General features: G+C 62.0%; 17 protein-coding genes and 1 tRNA gene. 9 read left to right on the forward strand and 9 right to left on the reverse strand.

The features are described 5' to 3' along the window. Window positions 1-23 precede the first annotated feature (23 nt). The 3 genes from hrpA to ACZ881_RS01210 all read right to left on the reverse strand — a co-directional run bounded on the left by hrpA (window position 24) and on the right by ACZ881_RS01210 (window position 5,309). Complete coding sequence (hrpA, locus tag ACZ881_RS01200; RefSeq protein WP_476112071.1) at window positions 24-3,971, reverse strand: ATP-dependent RNA helicase HrpA; 3,948 nt, start codon at window positions 3,969-3,971, stop codon at window positions 24-26. Window positions 3,972-3,984: 13 nt separating this feature from the next. Then, entirely contained in the window at window positions 3,985-4,977 is a 993-nt protein-coding gene (locus ACZ881_RS01205) for a helix-turn-helix transcriptional regulator (RefSeq protein ID WP_476112073.1), read from the reverse strand. Window positions 4,978-5,138: 161 nt separating this feature from the next. Then, window positions 5,139-5,309: a hypothetical protein gene (locus tag ACZ881_RS01210; protein ID WP_014922190.1), complete on the reverse strand. Its 171-nt coding sequence runs from the start codon at window positions 5,307-5,309 to the stop codon at window positions 5,139-5,141. Window positions 5,310-5,390: 81 nt separating this feature from the next. Here ACZ881_RS01210 and ACZ881_RS01215 point away from each other — a divergent pair, with 81 nt between their 5' ends. After that, a complete protein-coding gene (locus tag ACZ881_RS01215; RefSeq protein ID WP_091468447.1) occupies window positions 5,391-6,359 on the forward strand; it encodes a GlxA family transcriptional regulator in 969 nt (322 codons plus the stop codon). Window positions 6,360-6,415: 56 nt separating this feature from the next. On the opposite strand, the gene ACZ881_RS01220 is transcribed toward ACZ881_RS01215, so the two are convergent. The 6 genes from ACZ881_RS01220 to ACZ881_RS01245 all read right to left on the reverse strand — a co-directional run bounded on the left by ACZ881_RS01220 (window position 6,416) and on the right by ACZ881_RS01245 (window position 11,072). Continuing rightward, entirely contained in the window at window positions 6,416-6,718 is a 303-nt protein-coding gene (locus ACZ881_RS01220) for a protealysin inhibitor emfourin (RefSeq protein WP_091468445.1), read from the reverse strand. Window positions 6,719-6,798: 80 nt separating this feature from the next. Continuing rightward, on the reverse strand, window positions 6,799-7,839 hold the full coding sequence (locus ACZ881_RS01225; RefSeq protein WP_476112655.1) for a M4 family metallopeptidase: 1,041 nt from the start codon (window positions 7,837-7,839) through the stop codon (window positions 6,799-6,801). Between the two features lie 158 nt (window positions 7,840-7,997). After that, a tRNA-Arg gene (locus ACZ881_RS01230) sits at window positions 7,998-8,070 on the reverse strand. A 130-nt stretch (window positions 8,071-8,200) separates the two neighbouring features. After that, complete coding sequence (locus ACZ881_RS01235) at window positions 8,201-9,703, reverse strand: FAD-dependent oxidoreductase (protein ID WP_476112075.1); 1,503 nt, start codon at window positions 9,701-9,703, stop codon at window positions 8,201-8,203. Beyond that, the gene (locus ACZ881_RS01240; protein WP_476112077.1) at window positions 9,700-10,572 is read right to left on the reverse strand and encodes an FAD:protein FMN transferase; all 873 of its coding nucleotides are present in this window, start codon (window positions 10,570-10,572) and stop codon (window positions 9,700-9,702) included. Before ACZ881_RS01240 ends, ACZ881_RS01235 begins: the two co-directional genes overlap by 4 nt. Window positions 10,573-10,577: 5 nt before the next feature. Continuing rightward, on the reverse strand, window positions 10,578-11,072 hold the full coding sequence (locus ACZ881_RS01245) for an FMN-binding protein (RefSeq protein ID WP_178996825.1): 495 nt from the start codon (window positions 11,070-11,072) through the stop codon (window positions 10,578-10,580). Between the two features lie 235 nt (window positions 11,073-11,307). Between ACZ881_RS01245 and argS the strand changes: the two genes are divergently transcribed. The 8 genes from argS to prmC all read left to right on the forward strand — a co-directional run bounded on the left by argS (window position 11,308) and on the right by prmC (window position 22,549). Then, window positions 11,308-12,957 (forward strand): arginine--tRNA ligase, encoded by a 1,650-nt coding sequence (gene argS, locus ACZ881_RS01250; protein WP_091468428.1) that lies wholly within the window; start codon window positions 11,308-11,310, stop codon window positions 12,955-12,957. A 4-nt stretch (window positions 12,958-12,961) separates the two neighbouring features. Next, on the forward strand, window positions 12,962-14,434 hold the full coding sequence (lysA, locus tag ACZ881_RS01255) for a diaminopimelate decarboxylase (protein WP_476112079.1): 1,473 nt from the start codon (window positions 12,962-12,964) through the stop codon (window positions 14,432-14,434). Continuing rightward, the gene (locus ACZ881_RS01260) at window positions 14,427-15,743 is read left to right on the forward strand and encodes a homoserine dehydrogenase (RefSeq protein ID WP_091468423.1); all 1,317 of its coding nucleotides are present in this window, start codon (window positions 14,427-14,429) and stop codon (window positions 15,741-15,743) included. The genes lysA and ACZ881_RS01260 overlap by 8 nt, the downstream gene beginning before the upstream one ends. Further along, window positions 15,744-16,847, forward strand: a complete 1,104-nt coding sequence (gene thrC / locus ACZ881_RS01265; protein ID WP_091468420.1) for a threonine synthase — start codon at window positions 15,744-15,746, stop codon at window positions 16,845-16,847. A gap of 2 nt (window positions 16,848-16,849) precedes the next feature. Further along, window positions 16,850-17,824: a homoserine kinase gene (gene thrB, locus ACZ881_RS01270; RefSeq protein WP_091468418.1), complete on the forward strand. Its 975-nt coding sequence runs from the start codon at window positions 16,850-16,852 to the stop codon at window positions 17,822-17,824. Between the two features lie 304 nt (window positions 17,825-18,128). Continuing rightward, on the forward strand, window positions 18,129-20,312 hold the full coding sequence (rho, locus tag ACZ881_RS01275; protein WP_476112082.1) for a transcription termination factor Rho: 2,184 nt from the start codon (window positions 18,129-18,131) through the stop codon (window positions 20,310-20,312). A gap of 256 nt (window positions 20,313-20,568) precedes the next feature. Further along, window positions 20,569-21,642, forward strand: a complete 1,074-nt coding sequence (gene prfA, locus ACZ881_RS01280; protein WP_014922181.1) for a peptide chain release factor 1 — start codon at window positions 20,569-20,571, stop codon at window positions 21,640-21,642. A gap of 34 nt (window positions 21,643-21,676) precedes the next feature. Continuing rightward, window positions 21,677-22,549: a peptide chain release factor N(5)-glutamine methyltransferase gene (gene prmC / locus ACZ881_RS01285; protein ID WP_476112084.1), complete on the forward strand. Its 873-nt coding sequence runs from the start codon at window positions 21,677-21,679 to the stop codon at window positions 22,547-22,549. Window positions 22,550-22,558: the final 9 nt, after the last annotated feature.

The following is a 22,558-nucleotide window of genomic DNA, read 5'->3' on the forward strand; positions in this document are numbered from 1 at the left end:
TTTTTCATGGCATTGCGCCGCGGCTATGCGGGTGCCAAGGCTTGGTTCAGCACCGTGCGGATGCGCTTTTCCGACACCGAGTAGGCAGTACCAAGCTCGACGGCGAAGAGGCTCACCCGGAGCTCTTCGATCATCCAGCGCACCCGGGTTAACTCGGTGCCCGCCCTGCGTCCCGGAAGGAGCGCCGACACAGCGTCGTCGTAGTCGTCCTCCAGTGCCTGCACTATTGCCATGTTGAGGCTGTCCCGTTGAACGTTGCCCGGGAGCTTTTCCAACCGCTTCTCGATCGCCTGCAGATAGCGTGGCAGTTGGCTGAGCTGGGCATAACCCGTCTGTGCCACAAAGCCCCGGAACACCAGTTGCTCCAGCTGGCTCTTCATGTCGTTGAGGGCGCTGATCAGTGGCAGGCTGGTGTTGGACTTCAGCTGCTTCTGGATGCGCCGCGTACTGGCCAGGATGCGTTCGACGACGGCGGTCACCGTGAACACGGTGTCGATCAGTTCTGCCCTGACCACTTCGTACAACGCATCGAAGGCCTCCTTGTCCCACGGCAGATCCTGCGGAACCAGTTTGTCGATGGCTGCCAGTGCACAGTCAGCGATGAGGGCACTCACGGATCCATGCGGGTTTTGGCTGAACGTCAGCTTCTCCGTATTACTGAGGTGTTCCAGCACGTAACGGTCGGGTGGCGGGATCCGGAGGGCCAGCAGCCGGATAACACCGCCACGCATGGCGGCTTCCTGTTCCGGCCGGGTCTGGAAAACACGAAGGGCGACAGACTTGCCCTCATCGACGACTGCAGGGAAGCCCGTCACGGCGTGACCCTTCACGGTGCGCGTCACTTGACGTTCCACTGCGCCGAAGTCCCATGCGGTGATACCTTCGCGTTCCGCAACCGCTCCGCCACCGGCAGGAGCCGGCCCTGAAGCGGGCGTTTCGCCGTTGGGTGCGCTCAGCGGGCCGGTTGCCTTGACGCCTTTGGCGCGTGACGTCGTCGCAGGTGTTGCTCCGAGTGATTCGGCAATGGCGCGGCGCGTGGCCGGTGCCAGCTTTTCCTGGAGTCCAGCGAGGTCCTTTCCTTCGTCGAGCACCTTGCCACTGCTGTCCACCACCTTGAAGCTCACGCGCAGATGCGGCGGTACTGCGTCCCAATTCCAGGATCCAGGGGGAATGACGTGCCCGCGGAGCCGTCGAAGGACAAGTTCCAAGGACGGCTCGAGCTCATCGGTGGCGGGATCGAAGTCTGCTTCCAGTGCTGCGGTTGCTTGCCTAGCAACGTCAGGGGCAGGCACGAAATTCTTCCGGACTTGCTTGGGCAGCGATTTGATGAGGGCAGTGACCAGCTCCACCCGTTGGCCCGGGATCTGCCAACGGAAGGGGGCGTCGTCCAATTGGTTGAGGAACAACACCGGAACTTCGGCGGTGACGCCGTCGGACGGGTTGGGGGCCGAGCCTGGAGCCACAGGATGGAATTCGTAGCTCAGGGGCAGTTCGAATCCCTTGTGCAGCCAACTCTTCGGATATGCGGAGTCGTCCAGTGCCTCGGCATCTTCGCTCATCAGCAACGATTGGTCGAAGTCCAGGAGGTCGGGGTCTGACTGGCGGGTATCCTTCCACCACTTATCAAAGTGCCTCTCGGAAACCACTTCCTTGCCCACGCGTGCGTCGTAGAACTCGAAGAGCGTCTGATCGTCCACCAGGATGTCCCGGCGCCGCATGCGGGTTTCGAGTTCTTCGATTTCCTGCAGGAGGGCGCGGTTACGGTGGAAGAACTTGTGATGGGTCTTCCACTCGCCTTCTACCAGCGCGTGGCGGATGAACAGTTCACGCGAGAGTTCGGGATCGACCCGTCCGTAGTTGACGCGGCGGTTGGGAATGATCGGGACGCCGTAGAGCGTCACTTTCTCGTGAGCCATGACGGCCCCTTGCCGTGAAGACCAGTGCGGCTCACTGTAGGACCGCTTTACCAGGTCCGGAGCTACCTGCTCGGCCCACAGGGGATCGAACTTGGCGGCGACACGTGCCCAGAGGCGGCTGGTTTCCACCAGTTCCGCCGCCATAACGAACGTTGGCGATTTCTTGAATAGTGCTGAACCTGGGAAGATCGCAAACCGGCTTCCGCGGGCGCCGGCGTATTCACGCTTGCGCTCATCCAGCAGGCCGATATGGCTTAGCAAGCCGGAAAGCAGGCTGATGTGGACGCCCTCGTAGTTGCCTACGGGATCCGCTTCCCGTTTGTTGTCCAGCGATATGCCAAGGGGTTTGGCCATCTGCCGGAGCTGGGTGAAGAGGTCCTGCCACTCACGCACGCGCAGGTAATTGATGAATTCGTTGCGGCATAGCTTGCGGAACTGGGTGGAGGACAGCTCGCGCTGCTTTTCCTGGATGTAGTTCCACAGATTGAGGAAGCCGGTGAAGTCCGAGAGTTCGTCCCGGAATCGTGCATGCTTCTCCGCAGCCAGCTGTTGCTTGTCTGTTGGCCGTTCACGGGGGTCCTGGATAGTGAGGGCGGCCGCCAGGATCATGACCTCGCGGACACAGCCGCGCTGTCCCGCCTCCACGATCATCCGGCCCAGCCGTGGATCCACAGGCAGCTGAGCCAATTTCTGCCCGACGGCGGTCAGTCCACTGCCGCTGCGACCGTTGCCACCCGCGTCACCGGACTTGGGCGACGTCAAGGCGCCGAGTTCGCGCAGGAGCGTGACGCCGTCGTTGATGGCCCGGGAGTCGGGCGGTTCCACGAACGGGAAGTTCTCTACGTCTTTGGGTCCGCGGGCAACTCCCATCGCGGTCATCTGCAGGATGACGGCAGCGAGGTTGGTCCGGAGAATCTCCGGGTCCGTGAACAGCGGACGCGACTCGAAGTCCTCTTCCGAGTACAAACGGATGGCAATGCCCTCGGAAACGCGCCCACAGCGGCCCGAGCGCTGGTTGGCCGAGGCCTGTGAGACGCGCTCAATGGGAAGGCGCTGGACTTTAGTACGGTGTGAGTACCGGGAAATACGAGCGGTTCCGGTATCGATCACGTACTTGATGCCTGGCACGGTCAGCGACGTTTCGGCAACGTTGGTGGCCAGGATGATGCGCCGTTTTCCGCCGGGGTTGAATACCCTGTGCTGCTCTTGCAGGCTCAATCGGGCAAAAAGGGGCAGAACCTCCGTCCCGGCCAGGCGCCTGTTCGTTTGGATGCGGCCATTGATGGCTTCAGCAGCATCCCTGATTTCGCGCTCGCCGGAGAAGAAAATGAGGATGTCGCCGGGCGCTTCCTTGGCGAGCTCGTCCACGGCGTCGCACACAGCGTCCAGGGGATCGCGGTCCTCTTCGAGTTCATCGTCCGAGGTGTCTTCGTCCCCGCCCGCCGGCTGCGATAAAGGCCTGTACCGGATCTCCACGGGATACGTTCGTCCGGAGACCTCGATGATCGGAGCCGGATCTTCTTCGGTGCCGAAGTGTTTGGCAAACCGTTGGGGATCGATGGTGGCCGAGGTGATGATCACCTTGAGGTCCGGGCGCTGGGGGAGGATGCGCTTGAGGTAGCCCAGGATGAAGTCGATGTTGAGGCTGCGCTCATGGGCTTCGTCGATGATGATGGTGCTGTATTTCCGCAGCAGTTTGTCCCGCTGGATCTCTGCGAGGAGGATGCCGTCGGTCATCAGCTTGACTTTGGTGGACGCACTGACCTCACCGGTGAAGCGGACCTGGAAGCCGACTTCCTGGCCAATTTCCACGTCTAGTTCGGAAGCGATGCGTTCGGCCACGGTGCGGGCTGCCAGCCGGCGTGGCTGGGTGTGCCCGATAAGGCCCTTGTCTCCAAGGCCAAGCTCGAGGCACATTTTGGGGATCTGGGTGGTCTTACCCGAACCGGTCTCGCCGGCAATGATGGTCACCTGGTTTGCGGCGATGGCCGCCATCAGATCCTCGCGGCGCTCGGATACGGGCAGCTCTGCGGGGTAGGAAATATGAAGTGTCATGGCTGCTGTCAGTCTACTGTGAGTGGGGTTCCACGTCCGCTGTGTCCGTCACAGTCCCGGCCGCAGCACGCAGCCGGCTCGATAGTTCCATGGCGTAAGCCTTGAATTCAGCAGGCTCGAGGATCTCAAAGTCCAGGTCCATAGCTGCCAGGTACGCCGCCGGGGCGGCAAGGTTGTCCCATCCGGAGCGCAGGATGGTGGCATTCAGGCCGTCGGCAGTCAGTGTCGCATATTGGGAACTAATGGTGGCGGCTACCTCGGCCAGTGGAGCGCGGAGCCGCACCACGACGTCGAACCTGTACGGCGAGCGGGTGATGGACTGCTGCACGTAAGCGGCGAGGTCTTCCGCCGGCAGGGGCCTTGGCGTGTACCTCTTCCGTTCCGATGGCAGGGAAGCAAGACGGTCAGCCCTGAAGGTTCGCCAATCTTCCCGTTCAACGTCCCACGCCACCAGATACCAGCGGCGTCCGGTGTCCACCAACCTGTAGGGCTCCACCAGCCGGCGAGTCGATTCGCCGTCGGATTTCACGTAGTCGAAGGAGATTTGGCGCCGGTCCGATATGGCGGCGGAGACGACGGTCAGTTGCTGGGGATCAACGGTCCCCGCGTTGCTGGGGAGGGTGGTGACGGCGGCTTTCAGCATGGCGAACTTGGGACGCAGGCGGGACGGCAGGACCTGCTCCAGCTTGGCCAAGGCGCGGATGGATGCCTCACCGATGCCTGCCACGGGGCCTGCGGCTACGGAATTCAAACCCAAGGCGACAGCCAGGGCTTCGTTGTCATCCAGCAGCAGCGGCGGAAGCTGGGCGCCGGCACCAAGCTGATAACCACCGGCTATGCCGGGGGAGGCGTGTATGGGATATCCCAGGTTGCGCAGCTTGTCGATGTCCCGGCGCACGGTCCGCTCCGTCACACCCATGCGGTGGGCCAAGGCTGGTCCCGTCCACTCGCGGCGCACCTGCAGCAGTGACAACAGCTGGAGGAGCCGCGCAGACGTTTGGATCATGCATGTGAATCTAGCCCATGGGATATCCGCATGGGTCCATTGGCGGGACCATGGGCAACATAGGGACGCCCGCCGTTCGGGGGGAATCCTGCAGAATTCCGTGAACGGGCGGGCGTCATATGGATGTGGCCTGGTGTACCTCGCGGCGGCTTGGCATCCCCCTAGTAGATACGGGGGTTCCAATATGGGCTGCTCGGAGCGTCGAAAGCGCTCCAGGGCTCCTTGGAGTTGATGGGCGGGTTGTGCCCGCGTCCATCCTTCAACAGGGCTGAAACGGTGGCAGCAACGGCGGTGATGAGGACGATGAAGAGGATGATTCCAAAGATTTCCATGCCTCAAGCCTGCTCTCACGGCAGCCGAAGAAACAGTGGCAGAAATGCCCCATTTAGATAATTTTCTGCCACACTGGAAATATGTTGAAATCAGTGGCGGTGATCGTGGTTCCCAACTTCTCGGTCTTTGAATTCGGTACAGCCTTCGAGGTCTTCGGCATTGACCGATCGGACCGGGGTGCCGGAGTACCGGCTTTTGACTTCCGCGTGGTTGCCCCGGAACCGGGTGATATCCGCATGAAATCCGGCTTGTCCCTTCATGTAAACCTCGGCCTCGAAGCAGCAGCCGACGCGGATCTCGTCATCATGGCGCCGTTCGGCCGTGACCAGGACGTCCCCGAGTCCGTTATGGCTGCCTTGCGCGCAGCGCATGCCAGGGGCGCGTGGGTGATGTCCATTTGCTCCGGTGCTTATGCCCTGGCCCGGGCAGGTTTGCTGGACGGGCGTCGCTGCACCACGCACTGGCACTATTCGCAGGACCTGGCCAGCCGGTACCCGAACGCCATCGTGGACGAGAACGTCCTCTACGTTCAGGACGGGACCATCATCACCAGCGCTGGCACCGCCGCCGGAATCGACGCGTGCCTCCATCTCGTTCGTGAGGAGCTGGGAGCGAACGTAGCAGCCGCGATCGCGCGCGACATGGTGGTACCGCCGCATCGCGACGGCGGCCAGGCCCAGTTCATCGACAGGCCCATGCCCCGCTGTGGTTCAGCGCCCATGGAGGCGTTGCTGCGCTGGATGGTTGAACACCTCGACGAAGAGCACAGCGTGAACGAGTTGGCTGCACGGCTCCACATGTCTCCCAGGACGTTTGCCCGCCGTTTCCGGGCGGAAACCGGAGCGACGCCCGCAGCCTGGCTGAACTCGCAACGTGTGCTGCGTGCGCAGGAACTGTTGGAAACCACTGAGTTGAACATCGACGAGATCGCCCGTGTTGCAGGGTTCGGGCATTCCGTCCTGCTGCGTCACCACTTCACCAAAGTGTTGGACACAAGTCCGCAAAGCTACAGGCGGGCATTCCGGGGGCAGTTGGCAGAAGCCATCTGAAATCGCGCAAACCAGAAGCAGACCGAAACCGCTTCGGGCTATGAGTGCGGCTCCTCCTAGCGGCGGTTTCCGAACCCGCCCCGCGACTCTGCACCTTCGGCCTTGGCGCATTCCACCAGTTCCTGCCAGGGGCCTGTTACGGCGCGGTCGGGAAGAGTTGCCCGCCGCTGCCCCGCACGGATGGAGTACATAAACCGGTCCGGCTCATTAGGTGTCCGGGACTGACTCTTGGCTTCGTCCCACGGGCAGGCCTCAACGATCGGCACCCATCGTTCCTTCTCATCGGGGGACACAGCATCTACGCTCCAGACGCGTGTCATCGCGGCGATTCCCCCACTGCGTTGGACGGTGATCTTCATGGCCGGCTGCTTCTCGTTCGACGTTCCGTTGTCAGCCAACCGGCAGGGACCGAACCAAACTGTCCGGTCCCGCCACCTGACTAAACCTTGACCTTCACAGTCTCCCACGCCTTCAGGACGGCGTCATGCTCAGCTGATCCGGTCCCGAAAAGTTCCACAGCAGTTGCGACTGTGGTCTTGGCAAACTTTCCAAACGTGCAGGTTGCCGGCAAGGATCCGCTGGTCAAGGTGTCGTACCAAATCTGGCCGGGCGCCTCCCACGCATTGCCTCCGAGTTCCGTGGCAACCACGTAGAAGGCCTTATTGGGGATGCCGGAGTTGATATGCACTCCGCCATTGTCAGCACTCGTCCGTACGTACGTATCCATGGAATCCGGTTGCGGGTCTTTACCCAAAACGTCGTCGTCATAAGCCGTCCCCGGCGCTTTCATTGAGCGCAGGGCGGCGCCTTGGACCTGATCTGTAAAGAGGCCCTCCCCGATGAGCCAACTGGCATCCCGGGCGGACTCCTGCTTCAGATACTGCTCGACGAGGACCCCGAAAACGTCCGACATGGACTCGTTCAGCGCGCCGGCCTGGTTCCGATAGGCCAAATTGGCTGTGTATTGGGTGACCCCGTGCGCAAGTTCGTGGCCTATGACACTCACGGACTTGGTGAAGCGCTGAAAAATCTGGCCATCGCCGTCACCGAAGACCATTTGGCTCCCGTCCCAAAAGGCGTTGTCGTAGAGCTTCCCGTAATGAACCGTTGCATCCAGGGCGAGCCCTGCATCGTCAATGGAGTCCCTCCCGAAGATCTCCCCGTACAGCCGGTGTGTGCTCCCGAGGCCGTCGTAGGCCTCGTCCGCAGCAACGTCGCCGACGGGTGGGGTTCCTTCCTTGCGGACAATGCGGCCGGGCAAGGTCTCGGAGGACTCGGCATCGAAGATTGTCCGCTTGGGCGGACCGGGTTTGGCTTGACGTGCGCTCGGCGGTGCAGCAGGGATGGGGGCTGTCCGGATGGCCTGCAGATCCTTGATATGCAGCAACGACTCCTTCGCGGCCCTGGCAACTGCCCGGAGTCGTGGTTCGTTCCGGGCAGCGATCCTGCGCAGCATATACGGCGGGACGATTGAACACATCACGGCAAAACCCCTTTGGCTATCGGTATGACCAACTGAAATCAGCCTAGGAGCAGGGGCTGACAATATTGCGGTCCAAGCCCGGCAAGCCCCCAACTGATAGTCCATATCCGGCACACAAAAATACCCCGCCAGCAAGGCTGGCGGGGTATTCGTTGTGCCCTCGATAGGATTCGAACCTACGGCCTTCTGCTCCGGAGGCAGACGCTCTATCCCCTGAGCTACGAGGGCATCCAGGGTTCCCTCCGTTGCCGGTGGGACGTCCTAGAGCTTAGCAGTCCCTGCGCCGCAAATGAAAACCCGCCACAGCAGACGAAAGTCACGGCGCAGGAGCAGCAAGCCCGGCCCCGAACCCTTCGAATCAGTAACCCGCAAACGAGTCCACGTGCACCCGACGCGCTCCTGCGCCACGTGCTGCGGCTCGAAGGGAATCCACACTCGCCGGGGAGCCCGAGACAAAGACCTCCCGATCCCCAATGTCCGGAACCAGCTGTTTGAGGCGCGCTGCATCGATTCTGGAGGTACCGGCGTCGACCATGTACTCCGGGGGAGTGGAACCGTCCGCAAGGCGGGCGACGACCTTGGCCCCGGAGGCTTCCAGCTGTTCCACGCAGGCCAGCTCATCGCGACCTTTCGCGAGGTAAACCACCACCGTGTCGCGTGCGGCGTCGTCGGCAGCCAGCTGTGACAGGAAAGGCGTGATGCCGATTCCTGCGGCGATCAGCAGGACCGGCTTCCCGGCGTCGTGCGGTAAAACAAAGTCTCCACCCACCGCTGTTGCGGAAACGCTGTCCCCGGGTCGAAGCGCAAGCAGTGCCTTCTTCGCTGCAGACAGCGGCTCGGCCGTACCCACGCCGAAGGTAACCTCAGCCGCGCCAGGTGGGCTGGTAATGCTGAAGACGCGGCGACGGCCCTTGCCGTCGGATCCGGAATGCGGCAGGTTGAGCTCCATGAACTGTCCGGGCTCAAAACGCACAGGCCGCTGCGGTTCGAACCTGAATTCAGTACTGGCGGGGGTGAGGGGCCGCGAGCCCTTAAACGTCAGATGGACGCCGCCGCGCTGTCCAAGGAAGAACGCAATGAGGTTGCCCAGCAGCAATGCGAGCTCCGGGGAGTTGGCAATGAAGCCGAAATTATAGGGGACTGCGAAAACGACACCCACGACGGCGGCAAGCGCCAACTGCTGCCAGCGGCGGGGAGGCAGGGTGAGAGGTTCCGAAAGCATGAAGCCGACGAAAAACAGCAACGGCCGTTGGGCCAAGGCCTGCCATAAAGCCTGTCCCAGCGTCATGTCGCGGCTCAGCAGCTCCACGGTGATGATGCTTGTGGCAGCCACCAGGAAAACGGTGCCCATCAGCATTTTCCGTGTGCGATACAGGACAATCACCACTCCCGGAACCAGGAGCCAGAGCATGGCCGGGGTGGCGGCCCACCACGTGGCGATATTGAGCCCCGTCAAGCCTGTTATGAACGCACCTGCGGCGGCCGGGTTGAAGATATGACGCCCGCGGAAGGCCAGAGCGTACTTGGACACGCTGGCCAGCACGCAAGCCAAAGCAACGCCCGCCATATCCATCGCTCCAAAGGCGGGCCAGAAGAGGAAATACAGCAGCAGTCCGGTGATCAGTGACGACTCCGTATGCTGCTTGACACCAAAGAGCAAAGCCAGGAGTCGGCCGGAGGCATAGGTTGCGCCCAGGCAGAGCACCAAATGGACCAACATCTCAGGTAGGCCAAAGGTCAGCCATCCCAGGACGTTGAGGACCATGCTGTAGGCCGCCAGTACTCCCAGCACCCAGAGAATCAAGCGGTACATGGTGAAGCGGCCCAACCAGGTGTCCACGCGGGACTTAGCGGCAATCATGTGAACAGTCTCCCCTCAAAACCCTTCGAAAAGGCGGCAGCACCGCTCGACGACACCGTAAGCCATGAGAATTCGAATTCCTTCTCCAGCGGAGCAGGTTCCTGCATGAACAATGCCGTGGCCAGGCCGTCCGCCATCAGGGCGCTCGCAGCCATGGTCCAGGTTGCCACTGTGGTGTGTATTGGCTTGCCCGTGGTTCCATCCAGGACATGGTGCAGGCCGTCACCCCACGTGCGACGATTCGAGGCCGAGGCACACAGCGCGAAGTTATCCATCTCCACCGTGCCTACGGCCTGCCGCGGGTTATAAGGGTGCTCCAACGCAACGGTGACCGGGCGGTTTCCGGAGTGCAGCATGTCGCCGCTGCCGTCCACCAGGAAGTCGGTGCAGCCCGCTTCCCGCAGGACTTCACCCAAGAGGTCCACGAGCTGGCCCTTGCCGGCAGCTCCAATGTCCAAAACCACCGGCTCCTTCACTGTTATCTCGGTTCCTGCCCAATCAAGGACGTCTTCCCAGCGGGGCGGAGGGAGGGGAGTGCCCGACGGTGTGAGGGCATAAGTGGCGTCATAACCCAGCCGCTCCAGGCTGCTGCCGACGAGTGGGGTCATGGCACCACCGGTGAGGCGATACAGCGCGGAGTAGACCTCTTGCAGGACGACGGCGTGCCCCGGCAGGGTGGCCTTGCCTGCACTACGGGAAAGGCCGGACACCAAAGAATCCATCCTGAACCGTGACCACGTCTTGTCGTATGCCGCTACTGTTTCAAGCAGTTCGCTTCGGACGGCGGGTACTAAGCTGTCCGGCGTCGAAATCTCCCACTGCGTACCGATCCCTTCGAAGCGGAAGGTGCTCCAGCCAGGGTGGGGCATGGCTGCTACTTGGCCTGGGACTTGATCTGTTCCACGGCTTCGTTGAAGCCACCGGACGTCAGTGAAGAGCCAGCCACCTTGGAGACGTTGAGCTCATCGATATCCTTGCCCACGATCTGTGCGGCGATGCCACTGGCGAACTCACCCTGGAACTTTTTGGTATTGGGATTGGACGGGTGGACCGTGATGTTGACCGCAGAAACCTTGTCGGCTGCAAGCGTCAGCTCGACGCCCACCGTCTCCTGGCCATTGGGCGACGTGTAAGTGCCGTCGGAGCTGTAGGTCCCGTCCTTGTAGGTGGAAGCGCCGGTGGAAGCGACAGCCGTTGACGATGACGTGCCCGCTGATGAAGGACTGCTGGAAGCGGCCTGGCCCCCCTCCTGGGTAGCGGGGGTTTGGGTTGAGGGGGCTTCGGTTGTGGGGGCGCAGGCCGCAGCTGTTCCAATGATGGAGAGGCCGGCGAAACCAACGTAGAGGCTCTTGCGGAGTGGCGTAGTCATGGTTCTGCTCGTTTCAACTGGACAAGAATTCGTCAATGGTCATTTACGTCAAGGGATACTGCGTGTACCGGGATGACCAACGAGGCCACCTCCTACGTGTTCACAACGTTGAATTCAGCGTAATGGTTCAGTCTGTGGCGTCGGGCAGCCGTTCCTGTGAGTGGGCTGTGACCGGCTTATCCACATACGAGACCCTCAATTCCGCGACTTTGCGGGCCCCCGGTAGGCTAGGAGAGTGACTCCCGAAGAACTCTCTGCTGCCATATCCGCCTGCCTTAAGGACGCCGTTTCCACCGGCGAAATCGCCCTGACGGAATCTGCCGTGCCCGACGCCGTACGAGTGGAGCGACCCAAGAACCGGGATCATGGAGACTGGGCCACCAACATCGCCCTGCAACTCTCCAAGCAGGCCGGCATGAATCCCCGCGAATTTGCTGGAATCCTCAGCAACCATCTGCAGGGCATTCCCGGCGTTACCGGAGTGGAAATCGCCGGTCCGGGCTTCCTGAACATCACCGTCGATGCTGCCACAGCCGGCGCCCTCGCCAAGGCCATTGTTGAGGCCGGAACCAGCTATGGCACCAACCAGGCGCTCGCAGGGCGAGTGGTCAATATGGAGTTTGTTTCCGCGAATCCAACCGGTCCGTTGCACATCGGGCACACACGCTGGGCTGCTCTGGGCGATGCCATTGCCCGTGTTCTGCGTGCCTCGGGCGCGAATGTCACCGCCGAGTACTACATCAACGACGCCGGCTCGCAGATGAACGTCTTCGCCAACTCGGTCCTCTCCCGGCTTCACGGACGTGGCGTGCCTGAGGGTGGCTACCCGGGTGAGTACATCCGCGAGCTTGGCGACGAAGTACTGAAGGCCCATCCGGATATCCGCGAGTTGACGGACGAGGCAGCCCTGCCCGTTATCCGCGCCGCTGCTTACCAGGCACAGATGGCAGACATCAAGACCACATTGGCGGAGTTTGGCGTCGAGTTTGACGTCTTCTTCTCGGAAAAGGAACTGCACGACGCCGGTGCGATCGAATCCGCCGTCGCCCGCCTTCGCGAGCAAGGCCACGTTTTCGACGACGGCGGTGCCGTCTGGTTGCGCACCACAGACTTCGGTGACGACAAAGACCGTGTGATGATCCGTGCCAATGGCGAACCTACCTACTTCGCTGCGGACGCCGCGTACTACCTTTCAAAGAAGGACCGCGGCTTCACGGAGAAGATCTACCTGCTCGGCGCGGACCACCACGGATACATCAACCGTTTGAAGGCCATCGCCGCATGCGCGGGAGATGATCCCGAGGTCAACATCGAGGTCCTCATCGGCCAGCTTGTGTCCGTCAATGGCGCCAAGCTTTCCAAGCGTGCCGGTAACATCATCGAGCTCAAGGACCTTATTTCCTGGCTCGGCAAGGATGCCGTCAGGTATTCCCTGGCCCGCTTCCCGGCTGACTCGCCACTGACGCTGGATCCGGAACTGCTGAAGAAACACAGCAACGAGAACCCGGTGTTCTACGTGCAGTATGCGCACGCCCGCTCCCGCGGCACAGCACGCAATGCTGCGGAGGCCGGCGTAGAGCGTTCCGTCTTTGACGCATCGCTCCTGGACCACGCCACCGAAAACGAGTTGCTCTCCTACCTGGGCAGCTACCCGTCTATTGTGGCGAAGGCTGCCGAACTGCGTGAGCCGCACCGCGTGGCCCGCCACCTCGAAGTCATCGCCGGTGCCTACCACCGCTGGTACGACGCTTGCCGCGTCTCGCCGCAAGGCGATGAACCCGTGCAGGACGTTAACCGCACGCGTCTGTGGCTGAATGACGCCACCAGCCAGGTGCTGGCCAACGGACTCGAACTGCTGGGCGTTTCTGCGCCGGAACGGATGTAGGGAAATGACCATCAACGCTACACACGCTTCTCCGCTCGCACCCGAATGGTTGGCTGTTCCCGAGGACCTCAACGCCTTGCAGGCACCCATGTGGGCTGCCGGGGTTGAGAAGAACGACGCCGGTGAGGTCACCATTGACGGCGTGTCCGTCAGTAAGCTCAAGGAACAGTACGGAACTCCGCTGTTCGTCATGAGTGAATCGGACTTCCGGTCCCGTGCACGGGCGTTCAAAGACGCGTTTGATTCCGCCTTCGCCGATATTTGCGGGGGAGTGGACGTCTACTACGCCGGAAAGTCGTTCCTGTGCACTGCAGTAGCCAGTTGGGTTTCCGAGGAAGGCCTTCGCTTGGACACCTGTTCGGGCGGCGAGCTGGCTGTTGCCGCCCGTGCGGGAATCGAAGGGCCCAATCTTGGCCTGCACGGCAACAACAAGTCCGACGCCGAGATCAAGCGCGCCCTGGATATGAAGGTCGGCCGAATCGTGGTGGACAGCCTCGATGAACTGGAGCGGGTGGCCAAGATTGCCTCCAGCCGTGGCGAAACTGCCAAGGTCATGCTCCGGCTGACCCCCGGCGTACACGCCCACACCCATGAGTTCATCGCCACGGCACACGAGGACCAGAAGTTTGGCCTCTCCATGGCCGGAGACACCACCGATGAAGCAGGCCTGTCAGCAGCCGAGGAAGCGGTGGCTGCAGCAACCTCCTACGCCAGCATCGAGCTCTTGGGCCTGCACTGCCATATCGGCTCACAGATCTTTGAGCCCGACGGCTTTGCCCTTGCAGCGGAGAAGCTGCTGGGCTTCCTGGCCTCCATGCAGGCCAAGTACTCCATCGTCATGCCCGAACTGGATCTGGGCGGCGGCTACGGAATCGCCTACACTCCGGTGGATACACCCCGGCCGCCAGCCGAAATTGCGCAGGCGATGGCCGCCGTCGTGCGTTCCAAATGCGCGGAACTGGACATCACTCCACCGCGTATCTCGATTGAACCCGGACGCGCCATCGTGGGCAGCACCACGTTCACGCTCTACGAAGTCGGCACGCTCAAAACCGTTCGTGTTGACGCAACTGAGGGGGAAGACGGGGACAACAACGTTACGTATCCCCGCCGCTATGTGTCGGTGGACGGCGGGATGAGCGACAACGCGCGCCCGGTGCTTTACGACGCGGATTATTCGGCAATTTTGGCTTCCCGGAACTCTTCGGCGGATCCTCAGCTGTCCCGCGTAGTGGGCAAACATTGCGAGAGCGGCGACATAGTTGTTAGAGATGTATATCTGCCCGCGGACGTGGCAGCCGGTGATTTGCTCGCAGTACCGGGTACCGGCGCCTACTGCTGGGCCCTCTCCAGCAACTACAACTACCTGGCCAGGCCTGGCGTTGTCGCTGTACGCGACGGAGCCGCCCGGCTGATTGTCCGCGGGGAAACCGAAGAAGATCTCTTGAACCGCGACATGGGAGTGGCGAATGTCTGAAGTGCAAACCTTGAAGGTGGCCCTGCTGGGCTGTGGCAACGTTGGGGCCCAGGTTGCGCGGATTCTGATTGACGACGCCGAGGCCCTCGCAGCCCGCAGCGGAGCCCGCTTGGAACTTGCCGGCATCGCCGTGCGCAATATCGACTCCCCACGCGACGTCGAACTGCCGCGCGAACTATTCACCACAGATGCCGAAACCTTGGTGAAGGACGCAGACCTCGTCATTGAACTCATGGGCGGCATCGAGCCTGCCCGTTCGCTGATCCTGACGGCCATCCAGAACGGCGCATGCGTTGTCACCGGCAACAAGGCACTGCTCGCACAGGACGGCCCCACACTCTACGAAGAGGCAGACAAGGCCGGCGTGCAGCTGTCCTACGAAGCCGCCGTTGCCGGTGCGATCCCCATTCTGCGCCCTATCCGCGACAGCCTGTCCGGCGACCGCATCACCCGCGTCCTGGGCATCGTTAACGGCACCACTAACTTCATCCTTGACCAGATGGACACCACCGGTGCGCAGTTCTCCGACGCCCTGGCCGAAGCCCAGCGCCTTGGCTATGCGGAAGCCGACCCCACAGCCGATGTCGAAGGTCACGACGCTGCAGCGAAGGCTGCGATCCTTGCATCGTTGTCCTTCCACACGCGCTTCTCCCTGGACGATGTCTATTGCGAAGGCATCACCAAGGTCAGCGCTGCGGACATTGCCTCCGCCAAGGAAGCCGGCTTTGTCATCAAATTGCTCGCAATCGCCGAGAAGATCGACTCATCGGACAACGGCAGCGGCATTTCTGTGCGCGTCCACCCCACGCTCCTGCCGCGCGAACACCCGTTGGCTGCTGTCCGTGGTGCCTTCAACGCCGTCTTCATCGAAGCGGAAAACGCCGGGGAACTCATGTTCTATGGCCAAGGTGCAGGTGGAACGCCCACCGCATCCGCTGTGCTGGGTGACCTCGTGTCTGCCGCGCGGCGCTTGGTCCTGGGCGGCCCGGGCCGGACGGAAACCACCACTGGCCACGTTCCGGCGCTGGCCATCGATGCGTCCACTACGAGCTATTACATCGGCCTGGACGTCGCGGACCAAGCCGGCGTTCTGGCCCGGATCGCGCACATCTTTGCGGAGAACGGCGTTTCCATCGAAATAATGCGTCAAACGATCCACCGCGACTCTGCCTCGAACGTTGAGTCGGCCGAGCTGAAAATCGTGACGCACCGTGCATCCGAAGCTGCACTCGCGGCAACCGTCGAGGCCGTGAAGGGCCTGGACGTCATCAATTCTGTAACATCCGTACTCCGGGTAGAAGGGGTCTAAGTGGCTCACCAATGGCGCGGAGTAATCCGCGAATACGCTGATCGTTTGCCTGTAACGGAAGCCACCAAGGTCATCACCCTGGGCGAGGGCGGCACGCCTCTGGTCCACGCGCAGAAGCTTTCAGAGCTGACCGGCTCCGAGGTTTACCTTAAGGTCGAAGGCATGAACCCCACGGGTTCGTTCAAGGACCGTGGCATGACAATGGCCATGACAGCTGCTGTGGAGGCCGGTGCCAAGGCCGTGGTTTGCGCCTCCACCGGCAACACCTCCGCCTCAGCTGCTGCGTACGCGACGGCCGCAGGCCTCAAGTGCGCGGTGCTGGTACCCGAAGGCAAGATTTCCATGGGCAAGCTGAGCCAGGCCATCGCCCACGGTGCCACCCTGCTCCAGGTTGACGGTAACTTCGACAACTGCCTGGACATTGCTCGGAAGCTCGGCGAAGCTTACCCGGTGTTCTTGGTGAACTCAGTCAACCCGGCGCGCATCCAGGGCCAGAAGACCGGAGCCTTCGAAGTTGTGGACACGCTGGGCGACGCCCCCGACATCCACGTATTGCCAGTGGGCAACGCAGGCAACATCAGCGCCTACTGGAAGGGCTACAAGGAGTATTCCGCGCCGTTCGAGACGGCTAACGGAACACTTCCGGCTGTTTCCACCAAGACGCCCGTCATGTGGGGCTTCCAAGCTGCAGGTGCCGCACCGTTCGTTGCAGGGCATCCCATCACCGAGCCCGACACGATCGCTACTGCCATCCGCATTGGCAATCCGGCCTCGTGGGAGACCGCCGTTGCGGCCCGTGACGAATCGGGTGGCTTGATTGAGGCTGTGACCGATGACGAGATCCTGGCCGCCCACCGCTGGCTTTCCGCAAAGGAAGGCGTGTTCGTAGAGCCCGGTTCCGCTGCCGGTGTCGCGGGCTTGATCAAGAAGCACGCTGCAGGCGAGGTTCCGTCCGGCAAAACCATCGTCATCACGGTCACCGGGCACGGGCTCAAGGACCCGCAGTGGGCCCTCCGCACTGAGGACGGCAGCGATGTCCAGCCCGTCAAGGTGCCGAACGACGTCGTCACCGTTGCCGCAGAACTGGGACTGGAAGAAAACTAAGAGTGGAATCAACGCAGCCCACCGCGACCGATCGTGCACTTGTCGCGGCAGGTCAGCGGCTGACCGTCAAGGTCCCCGGTACGAGTGCCAACCTGGGACCCGGTTACGACAGCCTCGGCTTGGCCTTGTCGATTTACGACACCTTGACGGTGGAAACCCTCAGTACCGGAGAGCTCGAGTTCGAGCTCTCCGGTGAGGGCGCTGACTCCCTCCCACGTGACGCCAGCCATCTGGTTGTTCGTGCCATTGACCTTGCGCTGAATCGGCTTGGATTCCGGCACTCAGGTCTGAAGATCATTGCGGACAACGTCAATCCACATGGCCGGGGGCTGGGGTCTTCAGCCTCGGCTGTGGTTGCTGCCGTATCTGCCGCCAACGCATTGGTCCCTGCCGAATTCCGGCAGGACCGCGATTGGATCCTGCAGTTGACCAGCGAGATGGAAGGCCACCCGGACAACGTCGCACCCGCCATTTTCGGCGGACTGGCGCTGTCGTGGCAGGACAGCGAGCAGTACAGCACCACACGCGCTGACGTCGCACGGTCGGTGATCCCCGTGGTGGCGGTCCCGGACTACGAATTGTCCACGGAGACTGCACGCGGATTGCTTCCGGCATCCGTTGGACATCACGCGGCAGCAATGAATTCCGGACGTGCAGCCCTGTTGATTCACGCACTCACCGCGGATCCCACGTTGCTGTTGCCCGGCACGGAAGACTATCTCCACCAGAGCTATCGCGCTCAGGCAATGCGCCCCAGTGCCGACCTCATCGCTGCTCTTAGGTCGGCCGGCCATGCAGCGGTTGTCTCCGGCGCAGGCCCCACCGTGATGGTGCTGGCCAATGGCGCTGAGGAAGCAGTAAGTGTCGCCGGATTCATCGGCACATTCACGGCGGACAACACACCCGACGTCGGTTGGCGCGTGATGACGCTGGCTGTGGACGATCAAGGTGCTAGAGTGGAAGTGCACCGCCGGTAAAGCCGCGGGCAGTTCCCTGATTTTGGATCTCGGTGTTTTGCCGTACCTTTCGTCAACTGTGCCAACGTTGGTGGTGTCGTCTCTTTCCGGCCTGTCTCAGGTGCCGCAGAAATCTCTCTGTTTCCTGAATCTACGCCGGCTGTCCGGGCAACTGGATCCAGTGATGACGATCAGTATCCGGCCCTGTTGGCCACAATCCATCAGGCACGGCCCAAATCACCGGCTGCAGATCTGAACTGCAGCCCAGAACAAATCATCGCGTCCAGCTCTCGCTCTGGACGCCGTCGAGGGGGAAGGATCCTTCGTGACAGAAACCACTGAGCTGGCTTCAGCTGTGGACACAACATCTTCTGCTGCTGAGTCGTCAACTGCAGCAACCACCAAGAGCAGCGGCCTCGCAGGCCTTAAGCTCGCCCAGCTCCAGGCTCTCGCGAGCCAGCTGGGCATTTCCGGGGGATCCCGTATGCGCAAGGGGGATTTGGTCACGGCCATCTCCGCCCACCGTGCCGGCACCTCAACTACCAAGGCGCCCGCCAAGGCCAGCACAGCGAAAGCAACTGCGGCCAAGGAAGCCCGGGCTGCAGAGCCGAAGGCCGTTCCTGAAAGCAGCGCACCTGCTGATGCAGCTGTCGAGGCCCCGGCCCAGGAAGCACCCCGCGGTCGTGGTCGTGGTCGCAGCCGTCGGGCTACAAGTGACGGAGTAGTAGCAGCCGCTGAAGCCGCTGCTGCGCCTGCCGAGACCGCAGCCGCACCGGCTGTTGAAGCTCCGGCGCCCGTCGAGACCGGCGAGGCCGCAACTGAGCGTCGCCAGCCGCGAACGCGTAACCGCCGCCGTGGCGAAGCTGCCGCGGCACCTGCCGAAGCAGCAGAAGCGCCAGCAGCCGAGCAGCGTACGGAACAGCGTGAGCAGCGTGCTGATCGTACGGAACAGCGTGAGCAGCGTGCCGACCGTACCGAACAGCGTGCCGACCGCACGGAACAGCGTGAGCAGCGTGCCGACCGTACCGAACAGCGTGAGCAGCGTGCTGACCGCACGGAACAGCGTGAGCAGCGCGAACAGTCTGACTCGGGCGACCAGCAGCGCGAACGTCGCGACAACACCCGCGGACGCCGTGAAGACAACAACGACGGCGACGACACCGGCAACCGCCGCAACCGCCGCAACCGTCGTGACCGCAACGAACAGAACGACCGGAGCGACCGCCGTGGCGGTCAGGACAGCCGTGATGGAAACACCCGCAGCGACCGCTTCCGCGACCGCAACGAGCGCCGCCGTGGCCGCGCGCAGGGACCGGACGTTGACGACGTCGAGGTCACGGAGGACGACGTCCTTCTTCCTGTAGCCGGCATTCTGGACGTTCTGGAGAACTACGCGTTCATTCGGACCTCCGGATACCTCCCCGGTGCAAACGACGTCTACGTTTCCCTGGCACAGGTCAAGAAGTACAACCTTCGCAAGGGCGACGCCGTCGTCGGCGCCATCCGGGCACCGCGGGACGGTGAAGACCGCAGCCAGCAGTCTGCCCGCCAGAAGTTCAACGCGCTCGTCCGCGTCACCTCGGTCAACGGCAAGACGCCGGAAGAACTCAAGGATCGCGTCGAGTTCGCCAAGCTCGTACCGCTGTACCCGTCCGAGCGCCTGCGCCTCGAGACGGATCCCAAGAAGATCGGTCCGCGTGTCATCGACCTCGTGGCCCCGATCGGCAAGGGCCAGCGTGGCCTGATCGTCTCCCCGCCGAAGGCCGGCAAGACGCTCATCCTGCAGTCCATCGCGAACGCGATCACCACCAACAACCCTGAGGTTCACCTCATGATGGTGCTGGTGGACGAACGTCCCGAAGAAGTCACGGACATGCAGCGCACCGTCAAGGGTGAGGTCATCGCCTCCACCTTCGACCGTCCCGCAGACGACCACACCACCGTTGCCGAGCTCTCCATTGAACGCGCCAAGCGCCTCGTGGAAATGGGCATGGATGTGGTGGTCCTCCTGGACTCAATGACCCGTCTGGGCCGCGCCTACAACCTGGCAGCACCGGCCTCAGGCCGCATCCTGTCCGGTGGCGTGGACTCCGCAGCTCTGTACCCGCCCAAGCGCTTCTTCGGTGCAGCCCGTAACATCGAAAACGGTGGCTCGCTCACCATCCTTGCAACCGCGCTCGTCGAGACCGGCTCCAAGATGGACGAAGTCATCTTCGAAGAGTTCAAGGGCACCGGCAACATGGAGCTCCGCCTGTCCCGCCAGTTGGCAGACAAGCGCATCTTCCCGGCAGTGGACGTCAACGCGTCCGGTACGCGCCGCGAAGAGAACCTGCTCTCGCCTGAAGAAGTCAAGATCATGTGGAAGCTGCGCCGCGTCCTTTCCGGCCTGGAGCAGCAGCAGAGCCTTGAGCTGCTGACCAACAAGATCCGGGAGACGCAGAGCAACGTCGAGTTCCTCATGCAGGTTCAGAAGACGACGCTCGGAGCGAAGTCGGATAACGATAAATAGCTGTGCTCTAACCGCTCAAAATATGCCGGCCCCGCCCCTACGCCGGGTAGCTTCCGATCTACGATCGGAAGCTACCCGGCTCCGGCAGGCCCGAAGCCACTCCCTGGCCGGCATATTTTGAGCGGTCTTTGTTTAAAGGAATCCTTGGCCCAACACCACGTGAGGTCAGAACCGGCCCATGTGGGCCCACCAGATGGGCTGTACGTGACCCTACGTTGCAGTTATTAGACTTGTAGAAGTCGAAAGAGGTTTGAAAATGTTTGAGTCCGTACAGGGATTGCTGGATGAGCATGCTGCTATTCAGGCGCAGTTGAGTGATCCTGCCGTTTATGCCGATCAGTCTGCTGCCCGGAAGTTGGGGCGTCGGTCGGCTCAGCTTCAGGGCATTGTGGAGGCGTACAACAAATGGCGCGGACTCAATGATGATCTGGAAGCTGCCAAAGAGATGGCAGACGAAGATCCCGAATTCGCTGCAGAAGTTGTGCAGTTGGAGGAGCAGATTCCTGCGGCACAGGAGCGGCTGCGCCGTCTGCTGATCCCTCGTGATCCGGACGACGCCCGCAACGTGATTCTCGAAGTCAAGGGCGGCGAAGGTGGCGACGAAGCTGCACTGTTCGCTGGCGACCTTCTGCGGATGTACATGCGTTACGCCGAGTCGCGGGGCTGGAAGACTGAAATGATTTCCGCCACCGAATCCGATCTTGGTGGATACAAAGACGTCGCCGTGGCCATTAAAGGCAATTCGAACGACCCCGCACAGGGCGTTTTTGCCCGCTTGAAATTTGAAGGCGGCGTGCACCGCGTCCAGCGGGTTCCTGTGACTGAGTCGCAGGGCCGCATCCACACGTCGGCTGCCGGCGTGCTGGTGCTCCCCGAAGTTGATGAGCCCGAAGAACTTGAGATTAACCAGAACGACCTCAAGATCGATGTTTACCGTTCATCCGGACCGGGTGGCCAGTCCGTGAACACCACCGACTCCGCCGTCCGCATTACCCACTTGCCTACGGGCATCGTTGTGGCCATGCAGAACGAAAAGTCACAGCTGCAGAACCGTGAAGCCGGTATGCGCGTCCTCCGCGCGCGCCTTCTGGCCCACCAGCAGGAACAAATTGATGCTGCCAACTCTGAACAGCGCAAGTCGCAGATCCGCACCATGGACCGTTCAGAGCGCATCCGCACATACAACTTCCCGGAAAACCGTATTGCGGACCACCGCACCGGCTACAAGGCCTACAACCTCGATGCCGTCATGAACGGCGATCTTGAACCCGTGATCCAGTCAGCCATTGAAGCTGACGAGCAGGCACGCCTGGACGCCATCGGCGAATAGCGCTGCCGGACAACAACCACAGCAGAGTTCATCCATGACGTTTTACCAAGGCCAGAGCCTCGCGGACGCTGTTCGCGAGGCTACTGCCGTCTTATCCGACGCCGGTGTGCCCAGCCCGCGTGTCGACGCCGAGTTGCTTGCCGAACACTTGCTCGGTGTCGGCCTTGGCCGCCTACGAGCCATGATGCTTGGCGACACGCCAGCTCCCGACGGCTACCGGGAACTGGTGGAGGAGCGCGCCGGACGGGTCCCACTGCAGCACATCACCGGCGTCGCGTATTTCCGTCACTTGGCGTTGCGTGTCGGTCCCGGCGTCTTCATTCCGCGTCCTGAAACGGAATCGGTAGTGCAGCTGGTCATTGACCACCTCGCTGGAATGCCGAAACCCAAGGTGGTGGACCTCGGCACAGGATCCGGTGCAATTGCCGGTTCCATCGCCCATGAGGTTCCGGACGCTGAGGTTCATGCGGTGGAATACAGCACGTTCGCGCATGCCTGGGCGGCCAGGAACCTGGAACCCTTGGGGGTCATGCTCATTGAAGGCGATCTGCGGGATGCGCTCCCTGAGCACAACGGAACTTTCGACGTCGTCGTGTCCAACCCTCCGTACATCCCGGCCGAAGCGATCCCCACGGAGCCGGAAGTCGCCCTCCACGATCCGCCGGAGGCACTGTACGGTGGGGGATCGGACGGCATGGAACTTCCGACGGCGGCAGCGGCCTCAGCGGCCCGCCTCCTTAAACCCGGTGGTTACTTCGTGATGGAACATGCGGAAGTCCAAGCAGCCTGGATCGCCGGCATGCTGCACCGAACGGGGCGTTGGAAAGACGTCACCACGCACTGTGACCTGAACGGCAAGGAACGTGCCACCAGTGCCGTCCTGGCAAGCCCGTCTCCCGATGAGTGAAAGAATAGC

The sequence above is a fragment of the Paenarthrobacter sp. TE3676 genome (assembly GCF_056279165.1).